A 22,886-nucleotide genomic window follows, 5' to 3' on the forward strand; every position below is an offset into this window, starting at 1 on the left:
TAAATTATTAAACTTTTTTCAATTTTAAGCAGGAATTTAGAAATATTTGTAGAATTATTAATTAACTCAAAAGTACAAAGGTGGTGAATCAGCATGGAAGTAACTGACGTAAGATTACGCCGTGTTAACACGGAAGGTAGAATGCGTGCTATCGCATCTATTACGTTAGATCAGGAATTTGTAGTTCATGATATCCGCGTTATCGATGGTAACAATGGACTATTCGTGGCTATGCCATCTAAACGAACTCCTGATGGTGAATTCAGAGATATTGCACATCCGATTAACTCTAATACACGTTCTAAAATTCAGGATGCAGTATTAGAAGAATATCGCCGTGCAGGTGAAGAAGTTGAATTTGAGGAAGCGGGAGCATCCTAAAAAATGAAACCCTTTACAACTAGAGGTCTAATCTCCTACAGATTAGCCTTCTTTTTTTGTGTCCATATTTCTACCCTCGTTTATCCACTCTGAGTAACGTAAAAACCACTTCTACCTTTCCTAGTCAAATTGTTGAAATCAGCTGTTTTTTAGGATATAGTCAAAATGGATAAAAATATTGGAGGGTACCTCATGACGAAGAGATATGCAATTATACTGGCGGCAGGGCAAGGTACTAGAATGAAATCTAAATTATATAAAGTACTTCATCCTGTACTTGGAAAGCCGATGGTTCAACATGTACTGGAGCAGGTGAGTGAAGTTGGCCTTGAGGATATTGTTACTGTCGTTGGATTCGGTTCAGATAAAGTAAAAGAACATCTTGGAGATCGGACTAAGTTTGTCCTACAGGAAGAACAACTAGGAACAGGACATGCAGTAATACAAGCTGAAGAATTAATGAAAGACAAAAAAGGTACAACTATTGTTGTCTGTGGCGATACACCATTAATTACAAAAGAAACCTTCCAACAGCTATTTGACCACCATGAAAATGAGGGATCAAAGGCTACTATTCTGACAGCAAAAGCTCCTAATCCATTCGGGTATGGTAGAGTCATTCGTAATGCACAAAATGAAGTAGAACGAATAGTTGAGCATAAGGATGCAACACAAGAGGAATTAGTAGTAGATGAGATAAATACAGGTACGTATTGTTTTGATAATGAGGCATTGTTTGAAGCATTAAAAGAGGTCTCAAATGATAATGCACAAGGTGAATATTATTTACCAGACGTTATTGAAATCCTAAAGAATAAATCTGAAAAAGTAAGTGCCTTTTTATCTTCTAACTTTGACGAAACTCTGGGCGTAAATGATCGTGTCGCTTTAGCGCAAGCAGAGAAAACAATGAAGCTACGTATCAATGAGCAACATATGCGTAATGGCGTGTCCATTATTGACCCTGAAAATACGTATATCCAACCGGACGTTGTGATTGAACCCGATGTAGTAATCTACCCAGGTACCATCATTTCAGGTAAATCCATTATTTATGAACATGCCATTATTGGTCCGAATAGTGAAGTATCAAACTGTGAAGTAGGTGCGCATACTGTTATTAAACAAAGTGTCGCAACAGATAGTAAAATTGGGGAACGGGTTAACATTGGTCCATTTGCACATATCAGACCAGATGCCAATATTGGTGATGAAGCGAAGGTTGGTAACTTTGTAGAGATTAAGAAGGCAGAGTTAGGAAAAGGAAGTAAAGTTTCCCATTTAAGTTATATTGGTGACGCAAAAGTAGGAAGTAATGTTAATATTGGTTGTGGTACAATAACAGTGAACTACGATGGAAAAAATAAATATTTAACTACAATCGAAGATGATTCCTTTATCGGTTGTAACTCTAATTTAATTGCTCCGGTAACAATTGGAAAAGGATCCTATGTTGCAGCTGGTTCGACTATTACGAAAAATGTACCAGAAGATTCTTTATCTGTTGCACGTGCAAGACAAACAAATAAAGAAGGCTACGCATCACGTCTTAAGAAAAGATTAGAAGATAAATAATAACGGAGGGTTTACTTGATGTCTCAATATCAAAATTCAAACATGAAGGTGTTCTCGCTTAATTCAAACCGGAAACTTGCAGAGGAAATCGCAGACCACATTGGAATTTCTCTTGGAAAGTGTATGGTAACCACTTTTAGTGATGGAGAAGTTCAAATTAATATCGAAGAAAGTGTACGTGGTTGTGATGTGTATGTCGTACAATCAACCAGTTCTCCTGTCAATCAACACTTAATGGAGTTATTGATTATGTTAGATGCATTAAAACGTGCATCTGCTAAAACAATCAATGTTGTTATGCCTTATTATGGTTATGCAAGACAAGACCGTAAAGCACGAGCTAGAGAACCAATTACATCAAGGCTAGTAGCAGATCTAATCGAAACAGCTGGTGCAGATCGTGTCATTACACTTGATTTACATGCTCCTCAAATTCAAGGTTTCTTTGATAGACCAATTGACCACCTACAAGGTGTTCCACTTCTATCAGACTACTTTGAAGCGAAGAATTTAGATGATGTTATTGTGGTTTCACCAGACCATGGCGGAGTGACAAGAGCGAGAAAGATGGCTGATCGTCTAAAAGCACCAATTGGAATTATTGATAAAAGAAGACCACGCCCGAACGTTGCTGAGGTAATGAATATTATCGGAAATATTGAAGGCAAAACAGCCATTCTAATCGATGATATTATTGATACTGCAGGTACCATTACACTTGCTGCTAACGCATTAATTGAAAATGGTGCTAGAGAAGTATACGCTTGTTGTACACACCCTGTACTATCAGGACCAGCAATTGAACGTATCGAAAACTCAAAAATTAAAGAATTAATTGTCACAAACTCTATTCCTTTAAAAGAGGAAAAGATGATTGATAAAATTACACAATTGTCTGTTGCACCACTTATTGGGGAAGCAATCATTCGTGTGCATGAAGAACAATCCGTTAGTATTTTGTTTGATTAATGTTTAGTCTACCTGTTTTAGGGGAACATACTATATTATGGAAAGTAGATTTAGGTTACCATTTCATATACGAGAAAGTTGTCACCATTGTTAAATGATATACGAGTTTTTTATTGAATGGAAAGGATGATATAACATGTCAGTTACCTTAAATGCAATGAAACGAGAGGATCATACAAGATCGGCAACGAAAAAATTACGTCAAAGTGGACAAGTTCCAGCGGTAGTTTACGGAAAGGAAAACGAGTCTAAATCAATCTCTGTAGATAGTTTGGAATTACTTAAAACAGTCCGAGACGAAGGAAGAAATGCGGTAATTTCTCTACAGATTCAAGGTGATTCTGCTGTTAATGTAATGCTACATGACTATCAATCGGATCATATTAAAGATAGTGTCTTGCATGCAGACTTCTACATTGTTAATATGTCTGAAGAAATGGAAGCACAAGTTCCTGTTCGTTTGGAAGGGGAACCAGAAAACGGTGTCGTACAGCAACCGCTTTATGAGGTTACGGTAAAAGCAACACCAAATAATTTCCCAAATGAGATTACCGTTGATATTTCAAATAAAAGCATCGGTGACATTATTACAGTAGCTGAAATAGGTGAATCAACAACATACAAAGTGGTAGATGATGCTGAAACTGTAGTTGCAAGTGTTTTAGCACCAAACACTAACGCTGATATGGAAGGTCAACAAGAAACAGACCAAGAACCAGAATTCACCGGCGAAGCTCAAACAGAAGCAAACGAAGACTAATATTTACGCAATACAATAAGCATAAAAACAAAACCCCTCCATATAAATTATTTATACTGGAGGGATTATTGTATTTGTATTAAAGAGCGATGGATATATATTCCATGTGTTACAAATAAGGATTACATATTAAGGCCATACCAAAAGAGATAGTTAAATAAACAAATGATAAAGGAAGAAACAGAATGAAATGTATCGTTGGTTTAGGAAACCCGGGGAAAAAGTATCAATCTACCAGACATAATATCGGATTTATGGTAATCGATGAATTACTATCACGACAAAATCTCAGCCTTAACAAAGATAAATTCAGAGGTAAATACGCACAAACCATTATAAATGGTGAGAAAGTTTTACTCCTTGAACCACAAACTTATATGAATTTATCTGGTGAATCTCTTAGACCACTAATGGACTATTACGATATTGCTGTAGAAGATATTATCGTGATTTATGACGATTTAGATTTACCTACTGGAAAGGTAAGGTTACGACAAAAAGGAGGACATGGAGGCCATAATGGAATTCGTTCTATTATCGATCACTTAGGTACGAAAGACTTTAAACGTATACGTCTTGGTGTCGGTCGCCCTACATCCCCAATTCCAGTAGTGGATTATGTTCTAGGACCCTTTCCAAAGGATGAACAACCATTAGTTCAAGATAGCATCCAAAAGGCAGCAGATGCCTGTGAAAGTTGGATGGAAAAACAGTTTGAAGAAGTCATGAATGAATTTAATGCATAAACCTGTGAGTTTACGCATGATGGTATAAAATGACTGTTTTCGGATAAACCTATTAACTAGTTAGTTAATGTTTATTCGAGGAGGTTTTCCTATGTCAGTTGTCTATAAATGTAGGCACTGTGGACATGTAATTGGTGAGATTAATGAACAAGTTGTCGATACAACAATACTCGGTTGGAATAACTTATCAGATGAGGAAAGAAAAGAAATGATTCAATATAAATCAAATGGAGATGTACATATCCAAGCAATCTGTGAAAATTGTGAAGAGACACTTGGAACATATCCAGAATACCATGAATTAGATTATTTCATACAATAACAGATAAGAAATACAAAGCTTTGGTTTCCAAACCAAGGCATTTTTCTGCTTTATTTAATAGATTCCAATTAATTTACAAGGTTATTTTCTCTAAATAACGTGCGCAGATTCCGATTAAGGCGCAGGGTGAGAATAAGAAGCTAGTAAATTAGTAAGATTTTAGCATATGGGGAAGTCATGATGGGGGTTTAGATGTGAAAGGTTTTAATCAATATTTAGAATCACAAAAAGACGTACAGTCTATCATAAGTGGAATTGAAGGAAACTTAAAAGAGCAATTAGTTGCAGGATTATCTGGTTCGGCAAGAAGTATGCTAGTTTCCGCACTCGAAGCAGCTACAAAGCGACCAATTCTTCTTGTTACATACCAATTGGTCCAAGCTCAGCAATTGTATGATGACTTAACCGTACTAGTCGATGAGGACAAGGTACATTTATATCCTGTCAATGAGTTAATCGCATCTGACATTGCGATATCGAGCCCGGAATTAAAGAGTCAACGAATAGATGCTTTAACAAAATGGTCTAGTCAGAAATCAGGTATCTTAATTGCTCCGGTGGCAGCCTTAAAACGATTATTACCCCCAATACAATATTGGAGTAAGTATCAACTTAAATTCTCAGAAGGCGAAGAGATAGAAATCGATTCCTACCTTAGTTCTTTAATAGATATGGGGTATGAACATGCTTCCATGGTAACGACACCAGGGGAGTTTAGTCGTCGTGGGGGAATTATCGATATTTACCCGATAACAGAAGCCCATCCGATTAGAATTGAAATGTTTGATGATGAGGTAGACTCCATTCGTTATTTTGATGCCGATACCCAACGTTCACTAGATCGACTTCAAACGGTTGCAGTTGGACCTGCAACAGAACTACTTTTAACTGATGAAGATATCCTAACTGGTGCCCATCGGTTAGAAGAAGCTTTTTCTGCTACGTTAAAGAAATTGAAAACAAAAGAGTCAAAAGAAGCCTTAGTCGATGCCATTGAGGGAGATATCGAGCGACTAAAAGGATTAGAACACTTTAAGGAAATGCATAAGTATATCGGGTTTTTCTATGATAAACCTGCTAGTTTATTAGATTATTTACCAACAAATGGGTTTGTTATCCTAGATGAGATGAGTCGAATACAAGAAACAGCAACCAATTTGGATCATGAGGAAGCAGAATGGTACAGTAGCCTACTAGAAGCAAGTAAGATGGTGGTAGGTAGTAAGTTCTCTTTTGATTGGCATTCTGTTTTCCACGATATGAATGCAACACGAGTTTATATGTCTGTATTTTTACGTCATATTCCTAATACCAACCCGCAAAATATAGTGAATCTTTCATCAAGGGCAATGCAAGAGTTTCATGGCCAGATGCATTTGTTTAAGAATGAACTGAAGCGGTGGTCCAAGGGAGACTTTTCCGTTGTTGTAGCTGTGCCAAGTAAGGACAGAGCGGAAAAGGTACAATCCATACTAGCTGATTATGATGTGGAAGCAAGGGTATCAGAACACTTACAACTACCAGTTGATGTTCCTACGATAGTTGTCGCAAATATGACTAGTGGTATTGAACTACCAATGCATAAACTGGTTGTCATAACGGAAAATGAGTTATTCAAAAAAAGATCGAAACGGCCAAGAAAGAAACAGAATATCTCCAATGCAGAACGAATTCAAAATTACCAAGAGTTAAAAGTTGGTGACTATGTTGTTCACACGAATCACGGTATAGGACGATATTTAGGAATTGAAACACTAGAGGTAAATGGAAAACATAAGGATTATATGCTGACTAAATACTCTGGTGATGATAAATTATTTGTCCCAATCGATCAAATTGACCTCGTGAAAAAATATGTTGGTTCCGAGGGGAAAGAGCCTAAGCTATATAAATTAGGTGGAAGTGATTGGACAAAAGTAAAACGTAAAGTACAAAGTTCTGTTGAGGATATAGCAGATGATTTAATCAAGTTATATGCCGAGAGACAAGCGCAGAAGGGATTTGCTTATTCGCCAGATGGGGAATTGCAGCGAGAGTTTGATGCTTCGTTTCCATATCAAGAAACAGAGGACCAATTGCGTTGTATTGAAGAGATCAAACAAGATATGGAAAGCATTAGACCAATGGATCGTTTATTATGTGGGGATGTTGGTTATGGAAAAACGGAAGTGGCAATTCGTGCTGCCTTTAAAGCGGTTGCAGATGGAAAACAAGTTGCTTTTCTTGTTCCCACTACTATTCTTGCCGGGCAACATTACGAGACAGTCCGGGAACGATTCCAAGATTACCCAATAAATATTGGTTTATTAAGTAGATTTAGAACGCCGAAGCAGCAAAAGGAAACGACTGAAGGTCTAAAAAGAGGATTAGTCGATATTGTAATTGGTACCCATAGACTCCTGTCTAAGGATATTGAGTACCATGATTTAGGTCTATTAATTGTTGATGAAGAGCAACGATTCGGGGTTAAGCACAAAGAAAAAATTAAACAACTGAAATCCAATATAGATGTTCTAACCTTAACGGCTACACCAATTCCAAGAACCTTGCATATGTCTATGCTAGGTGTTCGTGACTTGTCTGTCATCGAAACACCACCAGAAAATCGTTTCCCTATTCAAACGTATGTGATGGAATATAATCCTGTACTTGTTAGGGAAGCGATTGAAAGGGAAATGGCCCGTGGTGGGCAAGTATTTTTCTTATATAACCGTGTTGAGAGCATAGATAAGATGGCTCGTGATATTGGAATGTTAGTACCAGAAGCACGAGTGGCCGTTGCACATGGGCAAATGAATGAATCGGAATTAGAGAATGTTATGTTTGGCTTCTTAGAGGGAGAATTTGATGTATTAGTTAGTACAACCATCATTGAAACGGGCGTAGATATCCCTAATGTAAATACCCTAATTGTCTATGATGCAGACCGAATGGGATTAAGTCAGCTCTACCAGTTAAGAGGTCGTGTAGGGCGCTCTAACCGGGTTGCTTATGCTTATTTCACCTATAAGAAGGATAAAGTATTAACCGAAGTCGCTGAAAAGCGTCTACAAGCGATTAAAGAATTCACCGAATTAGGGTCAGGATTTAAAATTGCTATGCGAGATTTATCTATAAGAGGGGCAGGGAATCTCCTTGGTGCACAACAACATGGGTTTATCGATTCCGTTGGATTTGATATGTACAACCAAATGTTAAGTGAAGCCATTGAAGCACGAAAACTCGGCAAGGAAATAGAGGATATTAAACCATTCGATCCAGAGCTAAACTTGTCCATAGATGCTTATATACCAGATTCTTATATTGAGGATGAAAGACAGAAGATTGACATGTATAAACATTTCCAAACCTTCTCCTCAAAAGAAGATGTTCATGATTTACAGGATGAATTATTGGACCGATTTGGAGACTTCCCTACGGAAGTGGAAAATCTATTCATTGTTTCTGAGCTAAGATGGTTAGCGAAGAAGGAAAGAATAGAGTCCATTGTAGAAAAAAATTATAAAATAGAAATGCTTGTTTCTGAAGATAGGAGCCAGCTAATTGATGGCGCCAAAATATTCGAATTAGCAAATGAATACGGTAGAGAAATAATGCTTGGTACAGAAGGAAACAAACTTAAGATTATGTATCGTTTTTCAAGGGATACGAAAGTAAATCGATACGATATAATAAAAGATTTTATTGGAAAAATGGATAAAATTAATCGCTAAAAACAGAAAATGGTATTTCATGTATAGTTCTTCCAAGATGATTTATACTACTAAAACACAACTGCAGTTTTAACATATATAGAAGCACCAGAAAGTTGTGTAAATACTTAAGGAGTAGGCTGTTTTCAAAACACCTAACCAAAAACTCTATCACCATTAGCGTGACATAATAGGCTTAGCTTCGAACTTGGCACCAAAAATCATCATTAGAAAGCGAGGCTTCACTTGTATGAAGGCAACAGGAATTGTACGACGGATTGATGATTTAGGTAGAGTAGTCATCCCGAAAGAAATCAGAAGAACATTACGAATCCGAGAAGGAGATCCACTCGAGATATTCATTGATCGTGAGGGCGAGGTAATTCTAAAGAAATATTCGCCAATCAATGAATTAGGAAATTTTGCAACAGAATATGCACAAGCACTGTTCGATTCACTTCACCATCCGGTATTAATATGTGATCGTGATGAAATTATCGCAGTAGCTGGGGAATCCAAAAAAGATTACTTAAATAAAAACATCGGCTCTAAAATTGAAAAGGCAATTGAAAGTAGATTGCAAACTCTGGAAAAAGAAAGCAGCACGTTAGAATTACTTTCAGGAAAAGAAGAGAAGTTTAACTCGTATTGTATAAGTACAATTATTGCAAATGGTGACCCAATAGGTTGTATCGTAATGTATTCACGAGAAGGCGATACATTAAGTGAAGTAGAACAAAAGTCATTGGAAACAGCAGCAAGCTTCTTAGCAAAACAAATGGAATAGAGACTTAAAGAGTAAAAATTAGTTATGATCACTAATTTTTACTCTTTTTTTAAGTCTGGTTAAGATTTTGGTAATTACTTATTTGATAGGAAACGGTGCGGTAACTAGTTTAATTACAAATGAATTAGTTATGGGGTATAGCTGTACGTCACCGCCCCGGCAGAATACTCCGCGGAGTGTATTTCCGTAGCGGGATGTTGCTCCCAATCATAAATATTAGCCACGCTGTTTCTATCAAACAAATTTTTTTTGATAACCCTACTATTTTATTAGGGAAATTTCTAAGTTGGTGCTATGTAACTCGAGCGCAGTACTACCGAACCATCACTATGGTATAATGGATTGGAATTTTATACAGTGGGTGAACACACGAAAAAAGGAAGTTACATATGGAACATAATAAATTTGTTAAGGGAGCTTTAATCCTTACATTAGCAGGCTTAATTAGTAAGGTATTGAGTGCTGGTTATCGAATACCATTACAAAATCTTACTGGTGATATTGGCTTTTATATTTACCAACAAGTGTATCCTATACTCGGAATAGCACTTGTGCTAGCTCTCTATGGTTTTCCAACAGCAATCTCAAAGTTAACAGCAGAGAAAAAAGATATTTCCGTTCAGTACTTCATGATGCCAATCCTAACTATACTATTTGGAATTTGTGGTACATTAGCAATACTTCTTTTCTTTAATGCTGATGCTATAGCAATATTTGTCGGAGATGAAAGGTTAGTCCAAGCCTATAAAATGGCAAGTATCCTGTTGTTATTGATTCCCTTCTCTGCATTACTTCGGGGAGTTTTTCAAGGAAAAGGAGAAATGAAACCAACAGCTTATTCGCAAATAGGTGAACAACTTGTTCGAGTCACCATTATCATCGTGATGGCCGTTTGTGTGGCAGTATATGGAATGGATATATATCAAATAGGAAATTTTGCTGCCATTGCTGCTATTATTGGGGTAATAGGAGCCGTCATCATTCTGATCTTTTTCTTCACGAAAACTAAACCTACCACCATTACAAGCCAATCCATTCCATGGAAGTATTACATAAAAACCATACTAGTATTTGGATTAATTGCATCTTTAAATCATATGTTATTGTTGATTATTCAGTTTGCAGACTCGTTTACCATGGTACCTGGGTTAATGGAGTATGGATTATCCAACCAAGAAGCAATGGAAGCGAAAGGGGTATTTGATCGAGGGCAACCACTTATTCAACTAGGTGCAGTTCTTGGATCTTCTTTTGGACTTGCTTTAATCCCTAGTATGGCTAAGGATGCTCGTGATAGACAACAACATATTGAGAGTTCGTTAAAGATAAGTTTTTATTTGGCTTGGGGAGCAACAATCGGGTTAATCTTACTATTTCCGGAAGCTAATCAATTATTGTTTCAAGATAATTTAGGTGAACAGGCGTTAACCCTATTAATGGTGGCCATTCTATTAAGTTCACTAGTTATAACATCTAGTTCAATACTTCAGGGGTTAGGTCATATTAAATGGACTGCAATCTTCATTCTAGGGGCATTTCTACTTAAATGGCTGTTAAATTGGATAATGGTCCCGTATATTGGCATTATTGGAGGTTCCATTGCAACAGTCGGTAGTTTGTTATTTTTAACGATTACCACATTATTGAAATTAAAAATGGGGCAAAGTAAAAAGCTTGTCCATATGAACTGGAAAGCGTTTATAATTGCCAATTTTGGTATGATAACATTTTTATTAATAGTGGATAAGCTATTCTCAACGGATACTTTTTCTAGGATTACACTATTGTTCTTTGTTTTTATTGTCTCCACTCTAGGGGCATTAATATATTTATTACTACTCATACGCTTTAAAGCTTTTACCGATAGAGAGTTATGTCTTTTACCATTTATAACTAGGTTCTTAAAGTAGCAATAGGAGGTCAATCAATATGACGCATCGTATAGAAGTAATAGGATTAGGTGCAGGGGATTTAGAGCAACTACCACTTGGTATATACAGAAAACTAACCAATATGGAATATGTTGTATTTACTCGCACGCTAGACCATCCAGTTATTCAATCATTAAAGGAGGAGGGCTTGACGTTCTCTTCGTTTGACTATTTGTATGAACAAGAAAAAGAGTTTGAACCGGTTTACCAGGAAATTGTGAGGGTTTTATTAGAGAAAGCAAAGGATAACAATGTTTGCTACACCGTTCCAGGTCACCCAATGCTTGCAGAAAGGACAGTTCAACTGTTATTAGAACAAGATCAAGTAGACGTGGAAATAGTTGGGGGACAAAGTTATCTGGATGCACTTTTCACCTCCTTGAAGGTTGATCCAATTGAAGGGTTTCAGTTTGTCGATGGAACAAGCTTTACAAGGGGACAACTTGACTACCAACATCATATTGTCTTCTGCCAAGTTTATGACAGGTTCATTGCATCTGAGGTAAAACTAGCATTACTAGAAGATTTACCTGCAGATTATCAGGTAACCATTATTGATGCTGCAGGAAGTGATCAAGAAAAAATTAACACAGTGCCATTAGAGGAACTCGATCACCGGGTGGAAGTAAGCAATTTAACCAGTGTGTACATACCACCAGTGCCGAAACAGATATTAACCCATACATTTGATCGTCTAAGAGAGGTTATCGCCATTTTAAGAGGGCCAAATGGCTGCCCGTGGGACAAAGAGCAGACCCATGAGTCCTTACGGGAATATGCGATTGAGGAAGTTTATGAACTAATTGATGCGATTGATGAACAAGATGACAACGGGATTATCGAAGAACTCGGTGATGTGTTATTGCAAATTATGTTACATAGCCAGATTGGTGAGGATGATGGATACTTTACGATTGATGATGTCATTAAATCGATTACCGAAAAGATGATTTTCAGGCATCCTCATGTGTTTTCTGATGTAGCAGTCGAATCTGTTGATGATGTGATGACCAATTGGGAAGCACTTAAGCGTAAAGAAAAAGGCGAGCTCAGAAAATCCGTTCTAGATGGTATACCAAAAGGATTACCATCTCTTCTAAAGGCATATAAATTACAAAAGAAAGCTGCTAAAGTTGGGTTTGATTGGGATCAGGCAGAAGATATTTGGAATAAGCTGGATGAAGAATTAAAAGAAGTGAAGGCCGCAATTGAATCAGGTAATGAGGATGAAGTAGAGAAAGAATTCGGTGATGTATTATTTGTACTAGCAAACTTAACAAGATATTATAAAGTAAATCCTGAAAATGCCCTCAACCTAACAAACCAGAAGTTCTTCCGAAGATTCACGTATATTGAAGAGCAATTGGATGAACAGGGAAAGGATATAAGAAAGTCCAATCTAGAAGAAATGGATTATTATTGGGATCAAGCAAAGGGGAGAGAATAATCTTATGCGTTTAGATAAATTTTTAAAGGTTTCTCGTTTAATTAAAAGACGTACTCTAGCAAAAGAAGTAGCCGACCAAGGTCGAATTACAATAAATGGGACGGTAGCAAAGGCATCTTCCACTGTATCAGTAGGGGATACTATGCAAATTAGATTTGGACAAAAGCTTGTAACGGTAGAGGTAACAACCCTTAAAGAAACCGTTCTTAAAGAAGAAGCGGACATGCTGTATAAAATTATTAAAGAGGAAAAAATAGATAGAGAATAGTTCTATACTTGTCCCTCCTTTCATAAAGTATTACTGATAAGGAGGAAGGCGGATATGAACTATTATGAGAAAGAAAATAGTACAAGAGTAACACAGCAAGAACATCAGTTAAAGTTAAATAATCGTAGGTTGTTAGAAATTACAGGTGTAAAAGAAGTAGATAGTTTTGACAATGAAGAGTTTCTGTTAGAAACCGTTATGGGTTACCTAATCATTCGTGGGCAAAATCTTCAGCTGAAAAATCTAGATGTTGGCGAAGGGGTAGTTGCCATAAAAGGTAAAGTGTATGAAATGTCTTATGTAGATGAACATACTCAGGAGAAGGCTAAAGGATTCTTTAGCAAGCTATTCAAATGACACTTAGTATCCAGTTCTTAACCATGGTTTCCATGATTGCTGGAGGCTTTTACCTTGGCATTGCCTTAGATACCTTTCGCAGATTCCAAAGACACTGGAAACAGAATGTATGGTTAGTTTATCTGATGGAAATTAGCTTTTGGCTCACCCAAGTTTTCATTTTATATTTTATATTATTCCAAGTAAATTTAGGTGAGCTAAGATTTTATGTTTTTGTAGCTTGTTTATTAGGGTTTGCAGCTTATCAAGCATTGGCTGCAAACCTTTATAAACGGTTATTGGAACGTATGATAGTCATTGCTTCAAGAATCTATCAAATACTTTACAATCTAGTAAAGAACGTCATAATAGCACCAATAAAATACTTAATCCAGATCTTAATAGCAAGTGTAATCTTCCTCTTTAATATGGTTATGCTAGTTTTAGGTTTTGTTCTAAAGTGCGTCTACCTACCGATAAATTGGATCCTTAATCAGATATATCGTTTACTTCCAAAAAAATTCAAATTAATTTTACACAAAATAGCAGGATTTTATAGTAAAATACAGAATATATGTATAAAGTATTGGAGGCTCATTTCATCTAAGAGGAGGTGACGCTATGCAAAAGAAGAAGACAATTACAAAACTTAACTCAAACTATATGGAACAATATGATGCCCACATCGAACGACAAAAGCGGAAAAAACAACGCCTTTTCCGTCGGTTAGTTCTTTTTGCCGTTGTAGTTGCCGTTGCAGTTAGTGGCATGGCGGTATACCACTTCCAACAACGACAAGTACATTTGGAGAAGGCGGAAGAGTACAAGCTTCTTAAAGAAGAGCTAGCTGATTTGAAGAAAGAGGAAGACAGGTACAAAGAGGAAATACAATTGCTAAACAATGATGACTATATTTTAGAAATTGCTCGTACTAAATACTTCCTATCAAAAGAAGGCGAATTAATTTTTAAAACTCCAGATGAAGATACGTCATATTGACACACTTTTGAGTTACTAGCTATAATATATAAGTAAGGTACTTTCCAAAAATTTTAAGGAGGAGCATTTTTTTTATGTCAATTGAAGTAGGCAGCAAGCTGCAAGGTAAGGTAACCGGTATCACGAATTTTGGTGCTTTTGTCGAGTTAGGCCAAGGCACAACAGGATTAGTTCATATTAGTGAGGTTGCCGACAATTATGTCAAAGACATTAATGAACATTTAACAGTAGGTGACCAAGTTGAGGTTAAAGTAATTAATGTCGAAAAGGATGGCAAAATTGGTTTATCAATTAAAAAAGCAAAAGAAAGAAAGCCAGTCCGTCAGAATCCAAGAGAACGTACAGAAACATTTGATCAAAAAATGAGCCGTTTTCTTAAGGATTCTGAAGATCGATTAGCCTCTTTGAAGAAGCACACAGAATCTAGACGCGGGGGTCGAGGTGCTAGAAGAGGATAGTAGATGCTGTCTACCGGATAATGCTCTAGTTTATTTAATATACGGCATGAATCAAACAGCTACTCATAATGAGTAGCTGTTTTTTTATTTCTCACGATTTATATTAAGAAACCGATGTGCACGGTTGATAGGAAACTGTGTGATAACTAGTTCAAATACTATTAGTTAATGGTTATAGCGGTGTGATACCGCTCCGGCAGAATACTCCGCTTTTACTGTCAGTACAGGGGCGACATCTGCTCAGATCAAGACCGTCTCAGTGTCTACCTTGCCGCGGGCACGGCCTCAGCCTCCTTCCTCGAGGAAAGTTCGCCTCTCTAGTCTAGGGGTCTTCAGACACGTGCTATTTCCGTAGGAGTCTCGGTATTCTGCCTACGCTGGTATTGATTTTCTAATTCAAGTTAGGAGTTATGTTCTGTTTTTTATTGATATGTTCTAAAATTTATTCGCTCAATACTAGCGAAGGAAATACACGGAGACTCCTGCGGGAGGATAGGCATCGGTGAGACCCCGCAAGAGCTTTAGCTCTGAGGAGGCTCACCAGCCGCCCGCGGAAAGCGGAGTGTATTTCCGTAGCGGGTATGGTGCTCTACCCAAAATGCTTAGTTAGAGTAGTTTCTCTTAAATATAATCCTGAAAAACAAAAAAAGCTTGTTATCCAAAATAGATAACAAGCTTTTTGTCTGATAGCGGCGGAGGGGATCGAACCCACGACCTCACGGGTATGAACCGTACGCTCTCGCCAGCTGAGCTACGCCGCCATATGATAATGTGACTACTCATTTCTTTAGCCAACAAAAATCATAATACAATAGGAAACAAATTGTGTCAATATCTTTTATGAAAAAGGATATATTCAGATTTAATAGAATATATAATTATACTCAAAAAAGAAGGTGATAAATAGTGAAAAAGCGCCATGAAGCCTTATTTAATCAACTTGAAACCTATCGAGGTGAAACTCTTGCATTAGTTGAAAAAATTACAGAGGAAGAAGCGGAGAGAATTCCAAAAGGGTTTAACAATAACATTAGATGGAATTTAGGGCATATCTATCTGGATCAATATTTATGGATTGAAGCTGTAATCAAGGAAAAGTCAGACCAGACACAAATGTTGAACCAGTGGTTTGGTTTTGGAACAAGCCCAACGAATTTTAATAAAAGTACACCTAGTTTTACAGTGTTAAAGGAGTTACTGCGTAGCCAACCTATGCAAATAAAAGAAAAATATGGAGACCATCTAGAAAAAGAATTTCAGCCAACGGAAATGGGGATGCATACCATAGAGCAGGTACTAATCCGTACCATATATCATGAAGGACTACATGCAGCTGCAATTCAGTATTTAAAAAGATTTATGTAGAGGTTGGGACATAAAAGTTAAAGATAAAAAAACCTGAACGTAATGCCACATCAGCTCCGGAAATATACGGAGACTCCTACGGGAAGATAGGCATCGGTGAGACCCCGCAAGAGCTTTAGCTCTGAGGACGCTCACCAGCCGCCCGTGGCAAGGTAGACACTGTGAGGTACTCTCGAACAGATGTCGTCCCTGTGCTGACAGTAAAAGCATAGTATATTTCCGGAGCGGGTCTATGCGCTCATCTTTTGTTTAAAGAAATAATTTCTATAAGTAATACCACTTCTTGAAACTCTCATTTTTACCCCACGCGACCTTCTCTGACAAAAAGAATACACTTTCCTACAGATTATGTAGAAACTCCAACCACATACTAGATTTCAGTCGAACGATTTATTGATTTTATCTTCCTGTTTTGACAAAAAATAATTCCTATTTGTGGTTTACTGTTACGAAAGAGTATTGTCCATAAGAATAATATATGCCAACGATTTATCCGTTAGAACCCAATATACAAATAGAACAAAATAATAACTCAGAGGAGTGGTTGAATGGAGTCAGTTCAAGGGGCCCAGCCAAAGGCTATAGGTGTAGAAGGAACATTTCTTGCGAACATACGAATGAAAATATACACTGGTGGAAAAAAAATATTACTTGATCATGGATGGCTATATGTTTTTGTAGGATTTTTATTGGGACGGGCTATTATATTATCCGTTGTATCGCCATTTGCTGTTGCCTTCCTAGCAACGCTATGGTTTATGCATAAAGACAAAGCAGCTAAAACATTACTTGCCACGATGGCAGGTGCATTTACTATTTCATTGTCACATGGGTTATTTGTTGGGATAGCCTGCTTCTTCTTTATCATTATCGGTGCCATTTTTAAGAACGTAAAAGGCCAGCAAACGAAGATTCCGATTTTTGTATTCCTAGCAACGGTAGGACCAAGAATCTTTCTTTATTCAATAAATGGACAACTTACATCCTATGAATGGATGCTAATATTCGTAGAAGGAATCCTAGGAACAGTGCTTGTACTAATCTTTATGCAAAGTGTTCCTCTATTGTCGCAAAAAAGATATCGTCCAACATTAAAGAATGAAGAAATTGTCTGTATGATTATATTAATTGCGTCTATTCTTACAGGAACAGCGGGTTGGGAAGTATACGGGGCGCAGTTGGAGCAGGTATTATCGAGATACTTTGTACTAATATTTGCTTTTGTGGGTGGAGCATCTATTGGTTCCACTGTTGGTGTTGTAGTGGGATTAATCTTATCATTAGCAAACGTTGCTAATCTTTATCAAATGAGCCTGCTAGCATTTTCTGGTTTACTTGGAGGATTGCTTAAGGAAGGGAAGAAAATTGGTGTCGGTGCGGGTTTATTAGTTGGTACCTTTTTAGTAGGAATCTATGGAGACTCTAGCTCACTTATCCCTTCTTTAGTAGAATCATCTATTGCAATTCTACTATTTCTTATAACACCAGCTAGCTGGTTTACTCAATTATCACGATATATTCCGGGAACAGAGGAACATGCCAATGAGCAGCAACAGTATTTACAAAAAATCCGTAATGTAACGGCTAAAAGGGTAGAACAATTCTCTGAGGTTTTTGAAGCCTTATCTAAGAGCTTTAGCTCAGCAGAAAATTATTCAATGGAAGAAGAAGAAGCACAACGGGAAACAGATTACTTTTTAAGTAATGTGACCGAAAAGACATGCCAATCTTGTTTTATGAAGGAAAGGTGTTGGCAACAACAATTTGATACAACCTACACCTTAATGGGAGAACTAAAGAAAGATATTGAAACGGGTAATGATCCAAGTAGAAAGCTAGTCAAGGAGTTTGAGAACCACTGTATCAAATCTCGTAAGGTTATAGATACCATGAATGAGGAAATGTCCTATTTTGAAGCGAATCGTAAACTTAGAAGACAAGTTTTTGAAAGTAAAAAATTAGTTGCAGAGCAATTACAAGGTGTATCCGATGTCATGGAAGACTTCGCTAAGGAAATTTTAAAAGAACGGGAACAGCATGAAAATCAGGAAATGCAAATTAGCCATGCCTTAAAATCTATTGGAATTGAATTAGAAAAGTTAGATGTCTATCGACTGGATAAAGGTAATGTTGATATCGAAATGACAGCATCTTTCTATGATTACCATGGGGAAGGTTCTAAGCTCATTGCACCGATTTTATCGGATATATTAAATGAAACCATTGTGGTGAAACAAGAGGACATATCACCATTTCCAAATGGGTATTCTTTTCTAGCATTTGGATCTGCAAAGGAGTTTACCATTGAAACCGGTGTGGCGAATGCCGCTAAGGGTGGTGGTATCGTATCTGGAGATAGTTACACCATGATTGAGCTTGGTGAAGGAAAGTATGCAATGGCAATTAGTGATGGGATGGGGAACGGTGTACGAGCTAACGAAGAAAGTAAAGAAACATTACGATTACTTCAACAAATCTTACAGACAGGTATACCAGAAAAGGTTGCTATTAAATCTATTAATTCTATTCTAGCTCTCAGAACAACCGATGAAATGTTTGCAACACTTGATTTGGCCGTAATCAATTTACATAATGCCTTTGTAAGGTTCTTAAAGATCGGATCTACTCCTAGTTTTGTAAAACGAGGAGATCAACTGTTGAAGATAGAGGCTAGCAATTTGCCGATGGGAATTATTCGTGAATTTGAAGTGGATATCGTGAATGAGCAATTGCAGTCTGAAGATCTCCTAATTATGATGAGTGACGGCATTTTTGACGGACCAAAGCATGTGGAAAATACCGATATCTGGTTAAAGCGGAAGATACGAGAAATGGAAACAGATCACCCACAAGAAATAGCGGATCTGTTATTGGAGGAAGTTATTCGAACAAGATCAGGAGAAATAGAAGATGATATGACGGTGCTAGTTGCGAAGGTAAAAAAGAATATTCCAGAATGGGCAACCTTCCCAATCTATCAAACCAAGGCAACTGTGTAACTAGACTCCTTAATTTATCCTGTATAGCCCCTTCTTTTATGTATATTTCCAATTATTTTTGTCGATGATGGTAATGATTAATCTGGAGGTGTTCGTATTGAAGAAGGGGACTTTAAAGCAAATTCTATTAATTACAGATGGGTGTTCTAATAAAGGCGAGGACCCAGCAGCAACAGCAGCTTTGGCACATCAACAAGGAATTACAGTTAATGTAATTGGTATTTTAGAAGATGACCAAACAGAGGAACCGGAAGGACTACAAGAAGTCGAAGAAATTGCACTATCTGGTGGTGGTGTCAGTCAGTTAGTTTATAAGCAAGCATTATCACAAACGGTACAGATGGTAACCAAGCAAGGAATGACCCAGACCTTACAAGGGTTAGTCAATTTGGAGCTTAAACAAATTCTTGGACGTGAACAAACCATGGAAGATTTAGACCCAGAGAAGCGTGGGGAAATCATGGAAGTTGTTGAAGATTTAGGGGAAACTAGTGATTTAGAAGTGTTAGTTCTAATCGATACTAGTGCAAGCATGCATGATAAGTTACCAACTGTTAAGGAAGCTTTAATTGACTTGTCTATCAGTTTGAATTCCAGGGTGGGGAGAAACCGGTTCGCCATATATAATTTCCCGGGAAAACGTAAGGATATTGATAAAGTACTAGACTGGTCTCCGAGACTAGATACCATGTCGTCAGTCTTTCCAAAGCTTACAAGTGGAGGGATTACGCCAACAGGTCCGGCTATCCGAGAAGCAATGTATCAATTTGGTAAAAAAAGCTTGCTAAGGAGCTTCAGAAATAACCATGAACAAGACATTGAAAACGCATGATTCCTTCCTAAGACCCGGGATGACACTAACTGGTAAATGGCATCAAAAACGGTATGTTATCATTCGAAAACTAGGAAATGGTGCTATAGGATCGGTCTATCTATGTGATGCGAATGGTAAAAAAGCAGCATTAAAGATAAGTGATATCAGTACCTCTATTACGATGGAGGTTAATGTATTAAAGTCACTAGGAAAGGTCCAAGGAAAGAGTCTTGGACCTTCTTTGTTGGATGTTGATGATTGGGTAACACCGGTCGGACAGACATTTTCCTTCTATGTGATGGAATATATTCATGGTCAAACACTTCCAGAGTTTATGAAGCAGAACGGAAAGGAATGGATTGGAGTGTTTATGCTCCAATTATTAGAAGATCTCGGTAACTTACATCAATCTGGATGGGTATTCGGTGACTTAAAGGTTGATAATTTACTTGTAACAGGTTCACCAACACGGCTTCGTTGGATTGATGTTGGGGGAACAACACAAATAGGTAGGGCAATTAAGGAGTATACCGAGTTTTATGACCGAGGGTATTGGGGATTAGGTACGAGAAAAGCAGAGCCAAGTTATGACCTATTTGCATTAGTGATGGTGTTTGTAGGTGTTTTCTATCCAAAACAATTCCCAAAAGGGTCAAATCCCCAAGCAACCTTATTTAAGAAAATGAATGAAGTAAAAGCACTGAAGCCTTATGAGGCATGTTTTAAAAAAGCTTTAACAGGGAAATATCAAACGAGTATTGAAATGAAGCAAGAATTATCTTCTATTATTTATGATTTGCAGAAGAAACCACAAACTACCACCAAAAGAAAGCAAGATAATCCTCCATTAGCATTGGAGTCTATTGGTTTCTTGTTAATTGCACTTGGGTATTATGTATCCTCACTATTAATTCCTTAATAGCTCTATGGTTCTGTGATAAAATAAAGAGGTAATCAGTAATTAAGAGGGTGGACATTTAGTGAAGGATGTTGTGACAGATTTTATTGAAAAGCATCAACTATTATTACCGGGTAAAACCGTCCTAGTAGCAGTATCAGGTGGCCCAGATTCCATGGCTCTCCTACATTTTTTAAAGTCCATTCAAATGGAATGGAACATTAGGGTGATTGCTCTCTCGGTTGATCATCAATTAAGAGGAGAGGAAAGCAGAGCGGACCTCAATTTTGTAGAGAGAATCTGCCAAGAGTGGAGTATAGAATTTGTTGGGACATCTGTTGATGTGGAAGGTCATAAGAAGAATAATCAAATTGGAACACAGAGAGCTGCAAGAGAACTCCGATACCGTTTTTTTGCAGAACAAATGAAGTATTTTCAAGCTGATTACCTTGCCTTTGGTCATCATGGTGACGATCAAGCGGAAACGATGTTGATGAAATTAGTTCGTTCAGGTGATTCTAGTTCCTTCTCCGGTATACCCGTAAAGAGAGAATTTGCCGGTGGGAAAATTATACGACCATTTTTATGTGTGACAAAGGGAGAGCTAGAGAATTATTGTGAGGCTCACGGCATTGTTCCAAGAATGGATCCTTCTAATGAAAGTGTGGACTATACTCGTAATTTCTACCGAATAAAAGTACTCCCCTTGTTAAAAAGTAAAAACGGTAACCTACATAAAACGATCCAACATCTAAGTGAATCACTGGAAGCGGATGAAGAGTTTCTTCAATTGGAAGCAAAAAAGATGTTTAAGGAAGTCGTTCATACAGAAGAAAATCCATTAAGAGCTTCGTTTAAAATTGATGACTTTGTATCACGTGCATCTGCTTTACAAAGGCGTGTCTATCATCTAATATTAAACTATCTATATTACAATGATTTACCTAAGGATTTATCCTATGTCCACGAGGAACAATTACTATCGTTATTGGCCAAAAATAAACGTAATGTACAAATTGATTTTCCCCGTCATTTAAAGGTAGAAAAAGCATATAATAAACTTATCTTTTATTTCCAAGAACTAGAGAAAAACCCCCTTAATTTCCATGAGGTGTTAAACGTACCAGGAGAAGTATTATTACCAAATGGTAAAAAAATAATCGCTACATATCAACATGAAATCACGAGAATGGATAATCATACATATATATGTTTGGAAAGTGAATTGGTACTCCCATTACATATTCGAACACGGCGTGATGGTGATCGGATGAGCTGGAAGGGGTTAAATGGAAGTAAGAAGTTGAAAGATATTTTTATCGATGCAAAAATACCCTTACAAGATAGGAATAGTTGGCCAGTTGTAACGGATAATAATGGGGATATACTTTGGCTTGTTGGATTAAAGAAACGAGATCCAATACCAAACCAAAAAAGTTCCTCATATATACAGCTTTATTATGAATAAGGTAATTTGTAGGAGGGTTTTATTTGCATAACGAAATTAAGAAAGTACTCATCACAGAAGAAGAGATCGCAGCAAAGTGCAAGGAAATCGGGGAAAAACTGACACAGGAATATGAAGGACGCTTTCCGTTAGCAATCGGTGTATTAAAAGGCGCATTGCCATTTATGTCCGATGTATTAAGACAAGTACATACCCATTTGGAAATGGATTTTATGGATGTTTCAAGTTACGGTGGTACCAATACTAAATCTTCAGGGGAAGTAAAAATACTGAAAGACCTAAATACGAAGGTAGAAGGTCGTGATTTATTAATTATTGAGGATATAATTGATAGTGGTAATACGTTACGTTATTTAGTTGATTTATTTAAATATCGCCAAGCAAACTCAATCAAAATTGTTACGTTACTTGATAAGCCAACTGGTCGCACAGCTGATATTAAGGCGGATCTAGTAGGATTTGAAGTGCCAGATGAATTTGTTGTAGGATATGGGCTAGACTATGATGAAAAGTACCGTAATTTACCGTACATCGGTGTCCTAAAGCCAGAAATTTATGGTGGAGAAGAATAATAACATAATATGGAAACATTTGTCCCAATTGCAGGGAGCAATTAGTTGAAAAATTTAAATTTTATATGATACTATTGTTAATAGTTTTTCCCGTTTGGG

At 37.2% G+C, this 22,886-nt stretch carries 21 protein-coding genes and 1 tRNA gene; 21 read left to right on the forward strand and 1 reads right to left on the reverse strand.

Annotation, left to right across the window (positions count from 1 at the left end; all coding sequences use genetic code 11):
• The first annotated feature begins 93 nt into the window (after positions 1 to 93).
• The 15 genes from spoVG (at position 94) to BN999_RS14020 (ending at position 14,671) form a co-directional block, all read left to right on the forward strand.
• On the forward strand, positions 94 to 381 hold the full coding sequence (gene spoVG, locus BN999_RS13950; RefSeq protein WP_042147512.1) for a septation regulator SpoVG: 288 nt from the start codon (positions 94 to 96) through the stop codon (positions 379 to 381).
• Between the two features lie 192 nt (positions 382 to 573).
• Positions 574 to 1,956 carry a bifunctional UDP-N-acetylglucosamine diphosphorylase/glucosamine-1-phosphate N-acetyltransferase GlmU gene (gene glmU / locus BN999_RS13955; RefSeq protein WP_096272327.1) on the forward strand — a complete coding sequence of 461 codons (1,383 nt, stop codon included), beginning with the start codon at positions 574 to 576 and terminating at the stop codon, positions 1,954 to 1,956.
• A 15-nt stretch (positions 1,957 to 1,971) separates the two neighbouring features.
• Positions 1,972 to 2,925, forward strand: a complete 954-nt coding sequence (locus BN999_RS13960) for a ribose-phosphate diphosphokinase (protein WP_096272329.1) — start codon at positions 1,972 to 1,974, stop codon at positions 2,923 to 2,925.
• Between the two features lie 136 nt (positions 2,926 to 3,061).
• Positions 3,062 to 3,685 (forward strand): 50S ribosomal protein L25/general stress protein Ctc, encoded by a 624-nt coding sequence (locus BN999_RS13965; protein ID WP_096272331.1) that lies wholly within the window; start codon positions 3,062 to 3,064, stop codon positions 3,683 to 3,685.
• 185 nt (positions 3,686 to 3,870) lie between these two features.
• Complete coding sequence (gene pth, locus BN999_RS13970; RefSeq protein WP_096272332.1) at positions 3,871 to 4,431, forward strand: aminoacyl-tRNA hydrolase; 561 nt, start codon at positions 3,871 to 3,873, stop codon at positions 4,429 to 4,431.
• A 91-nt stretch (positions 4,432 to 4,522) separates the two neighbouring features.
• Positions 4,523 to 4,753: an anti-sigma-F factor Fin family protein gene (locus tag BN999_RS13975; RefSeq protein WP_096272334.1), complete on the forward strand. Its 231-nt coding sequence runs from the start codon at positions 4,523 to 4,525 to the stop codon at positions 4,751 to 4,753.
• Positions 4,754 to 4,947: 194 nt separating this feature from the next.
• The gene (mfd, locus tag BN999_RS13980) at positions 4,948 to 8,466 is read left to right on the forward strand and encodes a transcription-repair coupling factor (protein WP_096272336.1); all 3,519 of its coding nucleotides are present in this window, start codon (positions 4,948 to 4,950) and stop codon (positions 8,464 to 8,466) included.
• Between the two features lie 229 nt (positions 8,467 to 8,695).
• A complete protein-coding gene (gene spoVT / locus BN999_RS13985; RefSeq protein ID WP_096272338.1) occupies positions 8,696 to 9,232 on the forward strand; it encodes a stage V sporulation protein T in 537 nt (178 codons plus the stop codon).
• 389 nt (positions 9,233 to 9,621) lie between these two features.
• Positions 9,622 to 11,142 carry a putative polysaccharide biosynthesis protein gene (locus tag BN999_RS13990; RefSeq protein WP_096272339.1) on the forward strand — a complete coding sequence of 507 codons (1,521 nt, stop codon included), beginning with the start codon at positions 9,622 to 9,624 and terminating at the stop codon, positions 11,140 to 11,142.
• 19 nt (positions 11,143 to 11,161) lie between these two features.
• A complete protein-coding gene (gene mazG, locus BN999_RS13995; protein WP_096272340.1) occupies positions 11,162 to 12,610 on the forward strand; it encodes a nucleoside triphosphate pyrophosphohydrolase in 1,449 nt (482 codons plus the stop codon).
• A gap of 4 nt (positions 12,611 to 12,614) precedes the next feature.
• Entirely contained in the window at positions 12,615 to 12,878 is a 264-nt protein-coding gene (locus BN999_RS14000; RefSeq protein WP_096272342.1) for an RNA-binding S4 domain-containing protein, read from the forward strand.
• Positions 12,879 to 12,932: 54 nt separating this feature from the next.
• Positions 12,933 to 13,235: a sporulation protein YabP gene (yabP, locus tag BN999_RS14005; protein ID WP_096272344.1), complete on the forward strand. Its 303-nt coding sequence runs from the start codon at positions 12,933 to 12,935 to the stop codon at positions 13,233 to 13,235.
• Entirely contained in the window at positions 13,232 to 13,831 is a 600-nt protein-coding gene (gene yabQ / locus BN999_RS14010; protein ID WP_096272346.1) for a spore cortex biosynthesis protein YabQ, read from the forward strand. Before yabP ends, yabQ begins: the two co-directional genes overlap by 4 nt.
• Before the next feature lie 4 nt (positions 13,832 to 13,835).
• Entirely contained in the window at positions 13,836 to 14,213 is a 378-nt protein-coding gene (locus BN999_RS14015; protein ID WP_096272347.1) for an FtsB family cell division protein, read from the forward strand.
• Between the two features lie 74 nt (positions 14,214 to 14,287).
• Positions 14,288 to 14,671: a S1 domain-containing RNA-binding protein gene (locus tag BN999_RS14020; protein WP_096272349.1), complete on the forward strand. Its 384-nt coding sequence runs from the start codon at positions 14,288 to 14,290 to the stop codon at positions 14,669 to 14,671.
• Positions 14,672 to 15,358: 687 nt separating this feature from the next.
• Here BN999_RS14020 and BN999_RS14025 read toward each other — a convergent pair.
• Positions 15,359 to 15,432, reverse strand: a tRNA-Met gene (locus BN999_RS14025).
• A 145-nt stretch (positions 15,433 to 15,577) separates the two neighbouring features.
• Here BN999_RS14025 and BN999_RS14030 point away from each other — a divergent pair.
• The 6 genes from BN999_RS14030 to hpt all read left to right on the forward strand — a co-directional run bounded on the left by BN999_RS14030 (position 15,578) and on the right by hpt (position 22,787).
• Complete coding sequence (locus BN999_RS14030; protein ID WP_096272350.1) at positions 15,578 to 16,036, forward strand: DinB family protein; 459 nt, start codon at positions 15,578 to 15,580, stop codon at positions 16,034 to 16,036.
• A 548-nt stretch (positions 16,037 to 16,584) separates the two neighbouring features.
• Positions 16,585 to 19,035 carry a stage II sporulation protein E gene (gene spoIIE / locus BN999_RS14035; RefSeq protein WP_096272352.1) on the forward strand — a complete coding sequence of 817 codons (2,451 nt, stop codon included), beginning with the start codon at positions 16,585 to 16,587 and terminating at the stop codon, positions 19,033 to 19,035.
• Between the two features lie 97 nt (positions 19,036 to 19,132).
• Complete coding sequence (locus tag BN999_RS14040; protein ID WP_096272354.1) at positions 19,133 to 19,867, forward strand: VWA domain-containing protein; 735 nt, start codon at positions 19,133 to 19,135, stop codon at positions 19,865 to 19,867.
• On the forward strand, positions 19,842 to 20,768 hold the full coding sequence (locus BN999_RS14045; RefSeq protein WP_096272356.1) for a protein kinase domain-containing protein: 927 nt from the start codon (positions 19,842 to 19,844) through the stop codon (positions 20,766 to 20,768). Before BN999_RS14040 ends, BN999_RS14045 begins: the two co-directional genes overlap by 26 nt.
• Before the next feature lie 61 nt (positions 20,769 to 20,829).
• A complete protein-coding gene (gene tilS / locus BN999_RS14050; protein WP_096272358.1) occupies positions 20,830 to 22,215 on the forward strand; it encodes a tRNA lysidine(34) synthetase TilS in 1,386 nt (461 codons plus the stop codon).
• A 23-nt stretch (positions 22,216 to 22,238) separates the two neighbouring features.
• Complete coding sequence (hpt, locus tag BN999_RS14055; RefSeq protein ID WP_096272360.1) at positions 22,239 to 22,787, forward strand: hypoxanthine phosphoribosyltransferase; 549 nt, start codon at positions 22,239 to 22,241, stop codon at positions 22,785 to 22,787.
• The last annotated feature ends 99 nt before the right edge of the window (positions 22,788 to 22,886 follow it).

Origin of the sequence: Paucisalibacillus globulus (genome assembly GCF_900184735.1) — a bacterium.
GTDB classification, from domain to species: domain Bacteria; phylum Bacillota; class Bacilli; order Bacillales; family Amphibacillaceae; genus Ornithinibacillus; species Ornithinibacillus globulus_B.